Here is a 14,980-nt window from a genome sequence, read left to right as displayed (position 1 = left end):
ATTATAAATGTCAAGTAAGAAAAACAAAAAACTAACTCCTGTTCAACAGGAATATCAGACATTTGCAAAGATAAGGGAACCTAAGCGTCCAGTTTTTCAAAATTGTGTAAGGGCATTTCTGGTTGGAGGTATTATATGCACTATAGGACAGGGACTTCAATGGATATTTATGAAGTATTTTAAATTCACTCAAGAAACGGCTGGAAACCCCAGTACGGCAGTTTTAATTATAATTTCCATACTACTTACAGGTTTGGGAGTGTTTGATCATATTGCACAATGGGGCGGTGCAGGAACGGCTGTTCCTGTTACAGGATTTGCCAATACCATATCATCGGCTGCCATTGAGCATAGAAGTGAAGGATATGTATTAGGAGTCGGAGGTAATATGTTTAAAATAGCCGGCCCTGTAATAGTCTACGGGGTAGTCTCCGCCTTTATTGTTGCTATTATAAAAATTACTATTAAATGGTTAGGTGGGATGTAAATGCTTAAGGGTCATCAATCATGGATATTTAATTCTAAACCAGTCATAATTTCATCGGCTACAGTCGTAGGCCCATTTGAAGCACAGGGTCCTTTAGCAGGAGATTTTGATATACTTCACGAAGATATAATGCTTGGTCAGGATAGCTTTGAAAAGGCTGAAAAAAAACTGCTGGAGCAGGCATGCGAAATAGCCATTAACAAAGCAAATATGAAAAAAGAAGATATCCAGTTTTATATAAGTGGAGACTTAATGAATCAAATTATATCAAGCAGTTTTGCAGCCCGTACACTCGGAATACCCTATCTTGGTATATTTGGCGCCTGTTCAAGTTCTATGGAAGGCCTGGCGCTTGCCTCCATGATTGTTGATAGCAAATCAGCAAACTACGCACTGGCAGGGGCATCAAGCCATAATGCAGCGGCCGAAAAACAGTTTAGATATCCAACTGAGTATGGAGCTCAAAAGCCTCCCACTGCCCAGTGGACAGTAACTGGTGCCGGTGCAGCACTGGTTGCAAGTCAGGGCGAAGGTCCAAGGGTTACAGCGGCTACAATAGGAAGGGTTGTGGACATGGGAATTTCAGATCCATTTAACATGGGAGGGGCTATGGCCCCCGCTGCAGTTGATACCATTGAAGCACATTTCAGGGATTTGGATATAGATGCATCCTATTATGACATCATTGCCACCGGCGATCTTGGAAGGGTTGGCCATAGAATAGCCAGTGATTTGCTTGCCAAACATGGTGTAAAAATTCCACCTGAAAAATTTACCGATTGCGGACTTCTCATATATAGTGAAAAGCAGCCTGTTTTTGCAGGTGCCAGCGGATGCGCATGCTCGGCCGTGGTAGCCTATGGCCACTTCCTAAACCGCATGAAAAAAGGTGAATTAAAAAGAATTTTAATTGTTGCAACGGGAGCCTTAATGTCTCCACTTTCATATCAACAAAAGGAAAGTATACCCTGTATTGCACATGCAGTTTCAATAGAAATGTAAGAAGGGGTGATAATAATATGGAAAAGTTCATTTGGGCATTTATAGTTGGGGGAGGAATATGCGTTATAGGACAGATCTTAATGGATGTGTTTAGGCTTACCCCGGCACATACTATGTGTACACTTGTAGTAGCAGGTGCGGTTCTTGGAGGTTTGGGGTTATATGACCCATTGGTGAAATTTGCCGGTGCAGGTGCTTCAGTACCCATAAGCAGTTTTGGGAATTCACTTCTAAAGGGGGCAATACTTGAATCACAGCAAAATGGTATCATTGGTGCACTTACAGGTATATTCGAAATTACGAGTTCTGGTATTTCTGCAGCAATAGTATTTGGATTTTTAGCTTCTCTTATATTTAAATCAAAGGGCTAATAGTAAGATTTTAAAAGGAGGTGATAAATATGACAGTAGGAACTCAGATGCAGCAGGCTATTGCAGGAATTCAAAGTGCTGCAGCTACTATGAAGACCTTTGCTCTTGAAACTCAGGATAAACAGGCCAAGAAGCAGTTTCAGCAAATAGCTCAGCAGCTTGATAGTGTACTGCAGACTTTACAGCAAAGACAGCAGTACATTGAACAGCAGGAACCCCAATATAAACAACAATAATACAAAGGATAGTAATTGTAAATTAAAGCTGAAAGTTAACCCTTTCGGCTTTAATTTATTATTATATAATTACCTAATATTTTATCTTTTATACCAAAATTCACTAACAACCATAGGTTCAGTTACATAATATAATGTATACTGTTTATCATAAGCCCTTTAAAGGAGGATTATTGATGTATTTTGAAAACTCCCTGAATTCATATGATGAAGTTCAAGAAAAGTACAGGATGGGCGAAGCCATTAACTTTGCAAATAAAAATGCTTATAGGAGTGAAATCAACAGAAAAACAGCAAAGGCAGACATAATAGGCGGCCCTCTGGCTCCGGAGATAAGAGGAACAGTGACCTTCACAGATGTACCTGGCGGCACCGAAGTAAGGGTTGAAGTAAACGGTCTTCCTAAGTACAAGCCAGCGGACGGCAAAAACCCACCCATAGGCCCCCATGGATTTCATATACATGAAAACGGAAGCTGTCTCATAGGCGATCCGGACAATCCATTCCAGGCTGCAGGAGAACATTGGAACCCTACAAACCAGCCCCATGGCAATCATGCCGGTGATTTCCCTGTACTTTTTTCAAACAATGGATATGCAAGGATGTGCTTCTTTACAAATAAATTTAAAGTATCCGATATCATAGGTAAATCAGTAATAATTCATCAAAGTCCCGATGATTACAGGTCACAGCCTGCAGGGAATGCAGGAAAAAGGCTTGCCTGCGGGGTTATAAAATAAATTTTATTCCACCATAAGCATGAAAAGGAGCCCTCCATGGGGCTTTTCTTCTTTGTTCTATATTTTAATACTACTTCCCACTACGTTTTTTCAATTATTTTATCCCATATCCTTCTATAAAGCTGCTTTCATTTCCTGCAAGTCCCTCTGCACACTTCGCAAATTTTCCATTTCACAGTCTGCAGTGAAGGCATTTGAAAAATCCAAATTTCAATGTATATTTATTTACAGCAGAAGTATTTTAAGGAAACTTGTCCTTCATATTTTTCCTTTTTATGTAATAAATTATATATATATCCTTTTTTATATGCTATAATATAAAAGGTGGTTTTATTTAATTATTCCTACAAATGTAAAATATATCGAAGGTTATAGTTTTTACTTAAGCTATAAATTTACTTGTTAGGCTAGATAAATTTACAGATCGACGCTGCGATAAAAAATATATTTCATTCACCAGTACGCTCAGCAAAGAAGTTCTAAGGCTCGGGATTTGAAAATGTGAATTTCATATATTTTTTATCGACCCTCAGCCACTTAACTAGCACAACAAGTTAAATTTATAAACAAATATAAAGGAGGTGGAAGCATGATTAAGAAGAAATTCTTTATTGCCCCACTTATTGTACTGATATTATCAGTTAATTCAGTTGCCTATGCAGAACCATCCGCAAATAATGCTGGATCAACACAAGAAAATGAAATTGAGGATCTAGAAGATAGTTTAGCAAGGATCGATAATCAAATCGAAGATTATATGTATCAAATCCAGGATTTAGACGGGCAAATCAAACTTTCAGAGGATAGAATAAAGGAGAAGGAAAAGGAACTTCAAGAAATCAAAGAGGAGTATGAGAAAACCAAGGAACTTTTCAACAAAAGGTCAAGGGCCCTTTATGTAAACGGATTCGACAGCTACCTATATGTGCTTCTAGATGCCGAAAGCTTTAGCGATTTCATTTCAAGGGTATCCACTATTAAAACTGTTGTGGAATACGACAGGAAAATCATTGATAACTTCAAGGAAAAGGAAATGGAGATTGCTGCCGCAAGGAATACATTAATTGAGGAGAATAATAGGCTTTTATCAATGAAGGTTGACATTGAGAACAAATTATCCAACATTAAGAAGTTAAAGGAACAGCAAAGTTCTCTCCTCAGCGAATTGAAAACCTACCAGGCAAAGGAGCCTGTTTTAAAACCTGGACAAATACTCCCATCAAGGGGAGGTTCTCTTTCAAATACCTTCGGCAGCAACATTGTAGCCTATGCTAAAAACTTTCTTGGGGTGCCCTACGTTCATGGAGGAAGCACACCTGAAGGATTTGACTGTTCCGGTTTCACAAAATACGTATTTGCAAACTTTGGGATTACACTAAATAGAACAGCTTCAGGCCAGTCAAAGCAGGGAGCCTCTGTATCCTATTCTGAGCTTTTGCCAGGGGATCTTGTGTTTTACGGAAATCCCGCATATCATGTTGGAATATACGTTGGAAATGGCCAATTTATTCATGCACCTCGTACAGGTGATGTTGTTAAAATAGCCCCTGTCAGCCCCAAGTTCTTCAGTACAGGAAGGAGAATATATTAAAAGATTTAATGCCCCGTCGGGGCATTAAATCTTTTAATATAAAGTATCCTTTATTACTCTCAGGGCATTTCTATAGAATATCCTTTCGATTTCATCCTCGGTAAATCCATTTTTTTGAAGTTCACCAATTAATTTATCCACTTCCCCATAGTTTTTCATTTCAAGGTTAGGGCTTATTCCATCGTAGTCAGAACCTAAAGCAATAACATCTATTCCACCCACATTTTTAATATGCTTTATATGGGCCACCATATCCTCTACCCTGCTTATTTCACCTTCACCCAGGAAATGGGCTGCAAAGTTAATTCCCGTTACCCCTCCCTTTTCTGCAAGAATTTTAATCATATCATCGGTAAGGTTTCTGGGATGATTTGTAACGGCCCTGGCGTTGGAGTGGGATGCTATAAATGGCTTTGAGGAAAGCCTTGCAACATCGTAAAAGCCTCCATCCGAAAGATGTGAAACATCTATAAGCATTCCAAGGCTGTTCATCTCATGGACAACTTCCTTTCCAAACTCCGTTAGTCCCTTATCGCTATGTTCCCACCTGTGGTTCGGATATCCTATTTCGTTCGGAAAGTTCCACGTTAATGTAATAAGCCTCACCCCGAGCCTGTAAAGATTTCTGAGATTATGTATTTTTCCCTTAAGAACTCCTCCTTCTTCCACCGTTAAAAAGGCTGATATTTTACCATTTTTGTCATTTTCCATAAGTTCATCATAATTTCTTGCAAGGGCAACATCATCCTTGCTTCTTTCAAGCTCAAGATAAAATTTATCAGCCATTTCAAGGCAAAACTCTAAAGGATCCTTTACATCCTTCAAATTCACATAGAGGGCAAAAAACTGTGCCAGGGAACCGCCCTTCTTAAGCTTTTCAATGTCAACTGAAAAGTCGTTTTTATCAATATGAAGATTTTCCTTATCCTTCATAAGTTCAAGTATGGTGTCACAGTGAAAATCGATTAATCTCATTCTTATCCTCCTTTAATGAAAACTTTCACTTAATCTCCAATGTTTGAATTAATAGAGCAACTGAATATCATATATACTATTCTATATAAAGGGGCAATATCCTTTAAATAAAACCTGAATCAGAGAAGAAATAAAATCTTTTTACCATATAAGAGCAGTTGATAGGATTAGCGACTTTCAAATATCGGCATGTAATATCTAAGCTTGCAGTCCTTTTCAGCAGATCTTCCAGAAATATATGAAATATTTGGGAAATACTTACTCAATGCAAATACATCTATTTTTCCTTCGATGAATTCTACTGACGCATTTATCATGTCCCTGCTCTCCCTTACCGCTCTGCTGAAAATGTCGTAGAAGCTGTAATTGTAAACCTCATTTTTATCACAGGGGTGGCTCCATGGAATATGCCTGGAATTCATGTAATCATATCCCATATCGATTTTATTGGAATACATTGCGGAGTTTATATACTGAGCTTCCCTTGAAAAATTGCCAAGGGCCCTAAATATACAGCTTTTTATTCCATACGGATCATGCAGCAGTTTCAAGGCACTCTTCATATCGTTATAGGCTTCGTTTATCGTGACGGAACAGGTCGTTTTTTTATATATACTGTTTAAAATATACCTGTAAAAATCGACGACGGCATCGGGAAGCTTCTCTCCTGCATCTATTTCTTTATAAACGGGATGCGCTGTGCTGTCTATACCTTTCTTTTCCTTTAAAAGTATCGTATCGATTATAATTTCGAGCCTTTTATGATAGGACCTATATATCTTTGTCTCTGTCTTTTCCCTATTGTAAACTCCTCCATGATAATATATATAGGGATGGGCCATACTGTCCAATCCAAAATGGCACATAAAACCTGAAAGATATATAAAGAGCTCCTTAAACCTTTCCCAGCTTTGATTTTTAAGGTACTTTATTCCCTCTATAAAAAACCTTCCTGTTTCCTTTGAGTGCAGAAGCCTTCCAATACTTTGAATATTATGTCTCCTCCTTTTCCACGGTATGATGTCATGATAGAAAAATATATCTGGGCCCTGGGCTCCAAGGTTGAAAAGCCTTTGATTTTCATCTATATACGTTTTGTATTCATCTTTGGCTATTCCCTGTAACGCTTCCTCAGCGCATAGTATGTGAGTTAAAACATCGGGCATGATATTTTCCTCCAATATTATTGTTTTAGATGGAATTTATCTATATTATGCATCATATACAAATTTAGTTACTTTATAACTATAATACCATTGTATAACAAAAGAAAAAAGTACATTGGTTTATCCAATGTACTCCAAAGTCACCGTAGGTCATTTAGCCTCCGCAAGGTCTCCGGGCTATATAAGTCCCAGTATTACATGAAGCTTGTTCATAAATTCATCCCCCAACGCCTAAGTCTGATGTAGATGCCGCTTTACCCTTCAATCGGTTTGTCGGATACCAGCCTGTGCCCATATAAATCCCTCGTTTTATAAAGGACAAGGCTGAATATAAATCTAAATCCAAGATCTATACACATAACAGACCATATGGCCACAATGCTCATGTGGTAAAATTTCGTTAATATTATTGAAAATGGTATTCTGATTCCCCAAAGTCCTGCCCCCGCAACTATCATAGGAACCCTTGTGTATCCTGCTCCCCTCAGAGCACCATTTAATACCCCGGAAATGTTTTGAGGGATCTGCACAAGCCCCATAAGGATTAAGTAAATAGAGCCAAGCTTTATAACCTCTGCTTCCTTTGTAAGAAGTCTCATAACAGCTCCCGGAAGGAATATAAGTATAAAAGCACTTATACTGGTTATAATAAGCGATCCTATAATAAGCTCCTTCATACACCTCTTTCCTAATTCCCTGTCCTGTGCTCCAACGGCCTGACCTATAAATGCAGTTGCTGCAACTCCAAATCCGATTGCAGGCATATAGGATATGGATTCGGCCTGAAGACCAAGTTGATGGGCGGCAAAGGCTGTCTCTCCAAAGGAAAGTATTATCATAGTAAGTATAATGGACGCCATCTGCCAAAATATAGATTCAAGGGCAGAGGGCATTCCAACTCTATAAATGGATAAAACCTCTCTTATATCAACCCTGAAAAACTGCTTTCCAAACATTGAATAAAGCACCCCATTTTTTCCAAATAGCACTGAAAGACCTATCATCGCTCCTGTAAACTGAGCAATTATAAGCCCTATTGCAGCTCCCTTTATTCCAAGGGCAGGTACGCCGAACTTTCCAAATATAAGAATATAGCTAAAAACTATATTACTCCCATTCATTATGAGCGCTATAACCATAGGGGTTTTTGCATTTCCCATACCCTGAAGTACTCCTCCTACTATAAGCATTACTGCAAGGAAGGGAAGCCCCCAGGAAACAATCCTAAGATACGATGCGGCGCTTTCCATAAGTTCTGGCTTTGGGTTAAATATACTTAGCAGCATGGGTGCTTTCCAGAAAACAAGCTGCTGAAGAAGTATGACAACAAAGACTGTGGAAAGCAGCGTCTGCTGTATTACGCTTTTAAGTTTCCTGTAGTCCTTTGCCCCATAGGCCTGTGCAACAAAAACAGAGGCTCCTGTTGTTATTCCCTTGATCAATGCCCATATGAGCTGCGTTATACGTGCACTTATTCCAAGGGCTCCAACTGCTATAATTACGGGCATTGTCTGTATATATCCAATCATGGATGTGGATACAAAGCCTGCCAGCATTTGAAGTACGTTTTCCCCCGTTATGGGAAGAATCATTGAATATATCTTTTTTCTTAGATCCTTTGCACTGAGTTTTTCTAATTTTTGTTCCATTACAATCTCTCCTGGTTTAAGTATTGCAGCAAATATTATACCCTAATGAAGTTCTACAAAATATACAAAATTCCTTTAAAATATTACTCAACATTCATAAATATTTCTATTCTATAATAAGCTATAAATCCTTACGCAAGCTCCATCTCAAAAAAAAGAACCCATGAAAAACATGAGTTCCAATCGGTGAAGTATGAAATTATTTATCACCTGACTCCTTCCACATTCTATACCTAATAACATCCTCATTTATTTTATTCATGACAAAGGCTATTACAGCCATATCGTCTATAATCCCTCCAAGTGGTATAAGATCCAGTATGATATCCACAGGGGAAACAAAGTACAATATTGCCGCTGCAATAGCAAGTATAGAAGCTTTAGGTATATCCTTGTACTCTCCATTTACCCAATCCCTGAAAATTTGAATCAAAGTTGTAAGGTTTTTCAGGCTTCTAAGCACTGGAAACTTTCTTCTCCTGGATAATATAACGGCCCTGGTTATAAGCCCCAGCGCCCTTCCTCTGTTTTCTATATATGGCGCTGCCTTTAAAAGGTATCTTTCAAGTCCTCTTCTTCCATAGGGTTTCATATCCATTCCTCCATAGTAAAATATATCAGTTACCCATATTATTTGAAACCCTAAATATATTATTCCCCGCCATGTTAAAAACCACCCCGAATTGGTGGATATATATTCTTTTATTGTTTACTCTTACTTGAAACCGTATAGGATGAACTTCCGATTTTCTTGCTCTGATAAACCTGACCCATACTTCCAAGAATATCATGTATAAAATTAGAGCCCCTGCTTATCAAAAGCCCGGTAAGGGCACTGCCAAGGAAGGGAACCTTGAGTGTAATGCCTGCAAGCTCAAACAGATCAATACCTGTAACTAGTGCCACCAGTACTCCCAGCAGCATTACTCCAATCCTGTCCAGGTTGACACCGCCGGGACTTTTTATCATCTTTAACGTCTCCCATAATGCCTCGGTTATAAGTGCAACCATAATAATCTTATCCATAAATATCCTCCCAAAATTGATTACAGTAAATTATATGAGTTGGAAAGGAGTATTAGAATTTTTCACTGCTTCATTTCCTCGGAAATATGACATTTATTGCCCCTTCGATAATTTCAAACTCAGCAGTATTATCCTTTATTATTTCGCCATCGATATTTATGGATAAAGATTCATTGGAACTTAGCTTAACCCTTTTGCTTCTATAAAAGGATACCTCATTTATGGAGCCATGTTTTCCCTTCATAAACCTTGGAAAGAGGGCAAATATCTTAAGCTTTGAAACCATTCTTATATGGCATATATCAAAGCATCCATCCTTAATATCAGCTTCAGGCGCCGGAATCATTCCTCCTCCATAATACCTGCCATTTGCAATGGCAATTAGAAGTGTATTTGTTTCAATGGCTTTGCCATCAACCTCAATTCTTATCATCTTTCCCTTATAAGTAAAAATAGTATTTAGTAAAGCTGCAACGTAGGCGGCCTTTCCCGAGAAAAAACGTTTTGCACTTTCTGTCTTTATAACCACTTCTGCATCAAACCCTACACTTCCAACGTTTATAAAATACCTTCCGTTGCAAAGTCCAAGGTCAACTCTTTCTGGAATTCCCTTAATAACATCAACTATAACCTCTTCAAGGGGTTTATGGCTGTCTATACTCCTTATGAAATCATTTCCAGATCCGCCGGGAATAATCCCAAGTGCCGCACTCCCCCCTGCCATACCGTTTACAACCTCATTTAATGTTCCATCTCCTCCAACGGATACTATCCTTTTAAACCCATTTTCAGCCCCCCATTTTGCAATACGCGTTCCATCACCAGGTCCTGAAGTCTGCCTTATTTCATATTCCACGTTGTTTTCTCTACATGTTCTCTCTATAAGTGGAATTAAGGACTTAGCTTTGCCCTTGCCTGCTTCTGGATTTACTACAAAGAGTAATGACATATATAGCCCTCCTTTAAGCGCTTAAAACCTTCAGCCTTGGTCTTATAGCAAATATTTCCCTGCGCCTTTTATCAGCCACATTAAGCTCTAGAACTTCCATCTACAAGCGTATTTGTAAATGAAATATATTTTTCATCACATCGTCTTTTTAAAGATAAAACTGGCGCAACACGTATATATAAGAATATAATATATTTTTTCAAGCGGCATTTAATAGTTTCTAAATGCTAAAACAATTATAACATATTCAATCATAACCAATTTGAAAATTTTTTGATTTTTATATCATCTACCCATATAATATATTTGTAGCATATAATATACGTTCGGAGGTAGCTATGAAGATTGCTGTCATTGATGGTCAGGGTGGAGGACTTGGAAAAACGATAATCGAAAAGATAAGAAGAGAACTTGGAAACACAGTTGAAATATTTGCCCTTGGTACAAATGCATATGCCACTGCCAGCATGGTAAAGGCAGGAGCAAACGACGGTGCAAGTGGCGAGAGCGCCATATGTTTTTGCTGCAAAAACGTAAAATTCCATTGCATTATAGGCCCCATTGGGATAATATGCCCTAACAGTATGCTTGGAGAACTTACACCTTCAATAGCTGAAGCAGTGTTTAACGCTGACTGCATTAAATATTTAATTCCCATAAGCAAACATGGTCTTTACATACCTGGAGTACAGCATATGCAAATAAACGATTTTATACAGGAGATAATTCTTGAGCTTAAGAAAAAGCTCACACATTAAATATCTCCCCTGTCTGACGAAATGGGGAGATTATTATATAATTATTTTCTCTATACACACATCAAGTTTTTGAATCAGATTGATTTCAACAGGAGTTATACTATTATTGCCTTCATCATATATTATTCTAACAACTGGCCTGTCTGGAAATCCCTTATTATGTCCCACAACAAATCCTTCAAGCCCATTTGAGAGCCTTACACATGCTCCAAGGGGATATATAGAAAAGTTCTGCTTGAATATGTTTACAAGTTCAAAATCAAAAAAGCTTCCGGCACCTCCTAAAATAAATTCATAGGCTTCGTTTGCAGCAAGGCCATTTCTGTACACCCTGTCACTTACTATTGCGTCATAAACATCGCTTATACAGGCTATTTTACCGAATTTTGATATCTCATCCCCCTTAATCCCAAAGGGATATCCTCTGCCATCTACTCTTTCGTGATGCTCAAGCACTATTAGTTTACCCCTTTCACCTATGTAATCAACATTTTTAACTATCTCATATCCTCTTTCAGGATGGGTTTTCATTATATCGTATTCGTTTTTCGTAAGCTTTCCTCTTTTATTAAGTATTTCAATGGGAACCTTAGTTTTCCCAATATCATGAAGAAGTGCACCAGCACCGAGGTCAATCAGCATGGATTTTGAATATGAAAGCTGCACTCCGAAAAAAAGTGCCAGCACGCTGGTATTCAGGGAATGAACATAGGTATAATTATCAAAGGTTTTAAGTTCCAGCAGGTATGTGGAATTTATCTCTTTGTTATCTATTAGATATTCTACTATATCGGCAATCGTTGCCATGACATCTTTTATTGATGACTTATCATTATACTGAAGCCTTGAAAACACCTTTGAAAGGGATTTTGTCGCCGCAATCTTTATTTTTAAAAATTCCGGATCAAGGGATTTTATGTCATCCAGTCTGTCATCCTTGATATAAATATATTCTATTTCAAGTTCCATAAGCTTTTTTATATATCTTTCAGTTAAAGTAACACCTTCTCTAAGGAGTATCGTACCGTCAACCCCTAATAAACTCTGGGCTAAAACATCCCCTGGATTGACTTTATTCAAGCTTACCAATCTCATAGTACACCCCATTACAATTTATTATATTTTTCAGCAATAAATGCCAACTTACGATTTAATTTTAAGTTCTTTTAAATTATATTTCAAGTAAAATACAAATTTTTTTAAAAGTTTATACTATGAGATTTCGAATTAAAATTGGCCTGTACGCTTATTTCCTATTAAAAAATTTATATACATATAATTATCCAGAATGGTGATATATAAAAAGAGACTGCCTTTAGACAGCCTCCTTGGTCTTTATAGATTAAATGCTATCGCAGCAGCACCTAAAACTCCAATATTATCTCCAAGCTCTGCTGGAACTACCTTGCATATTTCAAAGGTTGGCCTTAAAGCCTTTTTCTTTGCCGTTTCCATCATCTTATCATAAAACATATCCAATTGTTTGGACACTCCGCCTCCTATTGCTATAAGCTCTGGATTATACAGATTCATTAAGTTTGCAAGGCCAACTCCAAGATAAAACCCTTCATTATCTATGAGCTTAGAGGCTAATGCATCTCCCTTTCTTGCAGATTCAAATACATGCTCTGCCTTAATAGGTCCATCCCCTGCAAGTTCCTTCATCATAGATTCCGCGCCTTTGTTAACTTCTTCATTTGCCAGCCTTGCAAGGCCAGTTCCTGATGCATATGCTTCAAAACATCCGTAGTTTCCACAGTTGCATTTTGGACCATCAAAATTTATTGTTATATGCCCAATCTCAGCAGCATTTGAATTAGCACCATGGAGTATTTTCCCATCAGTTACAACTCCTCCACCTATACCTGTGCTTATGGTTATATAAAGGAAATTCCTGATGCCCTTTCCTACTCCAAACAGGTATTCTCCGTAAGCCGCTGCATTTGCATCATTGTCAAGCTTAACATTGTCTATGTTTAACTTTTCCTTTATTCTGTCAACTAATGGTATGTAATCCCATCCAGGCAAGTTTACTGCTCCCATGATCACACCCTTATCTGCATCGAGGGGCCCTGGAGAGCCAATTCCAATTCCATATAAATCAGATACCTTTAAATTTGACATGGCAAGGACGTCCTCAATGCTTTTAACAATTCTGCCAATAACAGCGTCGGGGCCTTCCTGTGCTAAAGTTGGAATCTTTACACTGTTTAAAACCTTTCCATCCTCAGTTACAATGCCTGTGCTGATTTTTGTCCCTCCCAAATCAACTCCACAAACTAACCTACTCATACAAAACCTCCTATTACTAAATTTTACAAAACTTATATTATTTCTCTAATAGTCCATAGTGCCATCAGCCGCTCCCAAACGTCAATAAATAAATTTGGACTATCAATTAACTATATGAACAAGAGATATTTTGTAAAATATTTAGAAATCAATATTATCATACAATATTATAAATTAATAAACAATAGGAAATTAGGGGACAGTTCACAATTAAAACATCATAAAGAGGTCTTGCCGAAAAACAAAGAACACCATCAAATATAAATTTTTAGATGGTGTTCTTAAATTTATTAAAATACAAACATTCCTATTATTCCGCTTACTATTCCGATTATCGCCACTGACACGCCCACAAATACCAGTACACGCTTTGGAAAAGCCCTTTTTATTATCATAAGCGATGGAAGGCTGACCGATGGCAGCGTCATAAGAAGTGTAGCTGCTGGCCCACCTCCAAGCCCAAAGCTCATCAGCGTTTGAACAATTGGAATTTCTGCCGCTGTTGGTATAACAAACAAAGTTCCAGTTATTGAAAATAATATAATGGCAAATATATTGTTTGCCCAGTCAGAATCTACTGCCGGAAATAACCATGCCCTAAAGGCTCCTAAAAGAGCTACAACTATCAAATAGGCAGGAATTGTATCCATTATGAGCTGCCAAAGTGCCTTTGCCCATCGTATAAGTAGATTATCATCATCTCCATCGATTTCTTCTTTAGAAGACAGCAGCGATTCCTGTACCATATCCTCATCTTTAACGAATTTACCGGCAAAATAGGATATTCCAAACACCAGTATAATTCCCATAATTATTCTAAATACTGCAAAATTCCATCCAAGAACAAACCCCATAAAAATTATTGTTGCCGGATTTAGCGTAGGATTTCCAAGGAAAAATGCCATTGAAGCGTTTATTGATGCGGAACGTTTTCTAAGACCAACTGCTACTGGTGCTGCACAGCAAGAGCACATCATGCCTGGAAGTGCCGCCGCTCCAGCAGCTATAGTGCTGCCAAAATTTTTTCCGCCAAAAATCTTTTTAATCCAGTCCTTTGGCAGCGCCACCTGTATAAGAGAACCCAGAAGAAGCCCTAAGACCACCGCCTTCCATACGGACTTAAAATAAGCAACAGCATATCCCCAGGCTGCAGACCATGAAGGCGCAGGTGCTGACGAACTATTTCCCGACACTATTGAGTTTCCAATGGAGTGCTTTGAAGCTGCAACAAATGCCTTGTTATAATAGGGATTCCATTTTACATAATAGAGACCTATAACTGCTACAAGCATAAACACGATAGGAAGTATTATATACATTAATCTATATTGTGAATCCTTTTTAATCGTATTTTGTGTAGATAAGTTCTGTGACAATTAACATACCTCCTTCATTAAAAGTATAATTACAACAGTAATTTATATGTTAATTTTATTTCTTATATAAATCAAATATATAAATATAATAAAGCTGCAGTTTGTTATTTATTAAATCTATAGATATTAAATTGGGGACGGTTCATAATTGAGCAACACTCGCAGAAACTTCATTTTTTCTCTGAAATTACAGTTATTTTACTTCATTAGCGCCTACTAGGCCTAATTTTAAGCTAAACTTTTAAGCTTCATATCCCTCAAAAAAACCTTAAATTGCAATATTAAATGCAACACTTAGTGAAAAATCATGTTGAATAGGGTAAGATAGCCCATACTTAACCTTAAGCCCATCTTAATTACTA

16 protein-coding genes are annotated in these 14,980 nt (G+C 37.8%); 7 read left to right on the top strand and 9 right to left on the bottom strand.

The annotated features are described in order from the left end of the window. Positions 1 to 7 precede the first annotated feature (7 nt). From spoVAC to EDD71_RS10320, 6 genes are all read left to right on the top strand, one after another. Positions 8 to 487 carry a stage V sporulation protein AC gene (gene spoVAC, locus EDD71_RS10345; RefSeq protein ID WP_133628666.1) on the top strand — a complete coding sequence of 160 codons (480 nt, stop codon included), beginning with the start codon at positions 8 to 10 and terminating at the stop codon, positions 485 to 487. Further along, positions 488 to 1,489: a stage V sporulation protein AD gene (gene spoVAD, locus EDD71_RS10340; RefSeq protein ID WP_133628665.1), complete on the top strand. Its 1,002-nt coding sequence runs from the start codon at positions 488 to 490 to the stop codon at positions 1,487 to 1,489. Positions 1,490 to 1,506: 17 nt separating this feature from the next. Further along, the gene (gene spoVAE / locus EDD71_RS10335) at positions 1,507 to 1,860 is read left to right on the top strand and encodes a stage V sporulation protein AE (RefSeq protein WP_133628664.1); all 354 of its coding nucleotides are present in this window, start codon (positions 1,507 to 1,509) and stop codon (positions 1,858 to 1,860) included. Positions 1,861 to 1,889: 29 nt separating this feature from the next. After that, positions 1,890 to 2,096: a DUF1657 domain-containing protein gene (locus EDD71_RS10330; protein WP_133628663.1), complete on the top strand. Its 207-nt coding sequence runs from the start codon at positions 1,890 to 1,892 to the stop codon at positions 2,094 to 2,096. Positions 2,097 to 2,326: 230 nt separating this feature from the next. Then, entirely contained in the window at positions 2,327 to 2,836 is a 510-nt protein-coding gene (locus EDD71_RS10325) for a superoxide dismutase family protein (protein ID WP_423244819.1), read from the top strand. A 589-nt stretch (positions 2,837 to 3,425) separates the two neighbouring features. Beyond that, entirely contained in the window at positions 3,426 to 4,427 is a 1,002-nt protein-coding gene (locus EDD71_RS10320) for a C40 family peptidase (RefSeq protein ID WP_133628661.1), read from the top strand. A 33-nt stretch (positions 4,428 to 4,460) separates the two neighbouring features. Here the strand turns inward: EDD71_RS10320 and EDD71_RS10315 are convergent, their stop codons facing one another. The 6 genes from EDD71_RS10315 to EDD71_RS10290 form a co-directional block, all read right to left on the bottom strand. Further along, entirely contained in the window at positions 4,461 to 5,402 is a 942-nt protein-coding gene (locus tag EDD71_RS10315; protein ID WP_133628660.1) for a dipeptidase, read from the bottom strand. 167 nt (positions 5,403 to 5,569) lie between these two features. Further along, positions 5,570 to 6,568, bottom strand: coding sequence for a zinc dependent phospholipase C family protein (locus EDD71_RS10310; protein WP_133628659.1), 999 nt, complete (start codon positions 6,566 to 6,568; stop codon positions 5,570 to 5,572). Positions 6,569 to 6,822: 254 nt separating this feature from the next. After that, positions 6,823 to 8,217, bottom strand: coding sequence for an MATE family efflux transporter (locus EDD71_RS10305; protein ID WP_133628658.1), 1,395 nt, complete (start codon positions 8,215 to 8,217; stop codon positions 6,823 to 6,825). Between the two features lie 199 nt (positions 8,218 to 8,416). Beyond that, the gene (locus tag EDD71_RS10300) at positions 8,417 to 8,809 is read right to left on the bottom strand and encodes a YkvA family protein (RefSeq protein ID WP_166636441.1); all 393 of its coding nucleotides are present in this window, start codon (positions 8,807 to 8,809) and stop codon (positions 8,417 to 8,419) included. A 110-nt stretch (positions 8,810 to 8,919) separates the two neighbouring features. Further along, positions 8,920 to 9,243 carry a hypothetical protein gene (locus EDD71_RS10295; protein ID WP_133628656.1) on the bottom strand — a complete coding sequence of 108 codons (324 nt, stop codon included), beginning with the start codon at positions 9,241 to 9,243 and terminating at the stop codon, positions 8,920 to 8,922. Between the two features lie 70 nt (positions 9,244 to 9,313). Then, positions 9,314 to 10,192, bottom strand: a complete 879-nt coding sequence (locus EDD71_RS10290) for a diacylglycerol/lipid kinase family protein (RefSeq protein ID WP_133628655.1) — start codon at positions 10,190 to 10,192, stop codon at positions 9,314 to 9,316. A 338-nt stretch (positions 10,193 to 10,530) separates the two neighbouring features. On the opposite strand from EDD71_RS10290, the gene EDD71_RS10285 reads away from it, so the two are divergent. After that, positions 10,531 to 10,950 carry a DUF3842 family protein gene (locus EDD71_RS10285; RefSeq protein ID WP_133628654.1) on the top strand — a complete coding sequence of 140 codons (420 nt, stop codon included), beginning with the start codon at positions 10,531 to 10,533 and terminating at the stop codon, positions 10,948 to 10,950. A 33-nt stretch (positions 10,951 to 10,983) separates the two neighbouring features. Here EDD71_RS10285 and EDD71_RS10280 read toward each other — a convergent pair whose 3' ends face one another. The 3 genes from EDD71_RS10280 to EDD71_RS10270 form a co-directional block, all read right to left on the bottom strand. Beyond that, positions 10,984 to 12,045, bottom strand: a complete 1,062-nt coding sequence (locus tag EDD71_RS10280; protein ID WP_166636440.1) for an HD-GYP domain-containing protein — start codon at positions 12,043 to 12,045, stop codon at positions 10,984 to 10,986. Between the two features lie 240 nt (positions 12,046 to 12,285). Further along, complete coding sequence (locus tag EDD71_RS10275; protein WP_133628652.1) at positions 12,286 to 13,242, bottom strand: ROK family protein; 957 nt, start codon at positions 13,240 to 13,242, stop codon at positions 12,286 to 12,288. 290 nt (positions 13,243 to 13,532) lie between these two features. Further along, positions 13,533 to 14,618, bottom strand: coding sequence for a permease (locus EDD71_RS10270; RefSeq protein ID WP_243116446.1), 1,086 nt, complete (start codon positions 14,616 to 14,618; stop codon positions 13,533 to 13,535). Positions 14,619 to 14,980: the final 362 nt, after the last annotated feature.

The organism is Fonticella tunisiensis, from assembly GCF_004364155.1.
Classification (GTDB): Bacteria; Bacillota; Clostridia; order Clostridiales; family Caloramatoraceae; genus Fonticella; species Fonticella tunisiensis.
The sequence above is the reverse complement of the archived record's forward strand: the minus strand, read 5'-3'. Positions and strand labels throughout refer to the sequence as shown.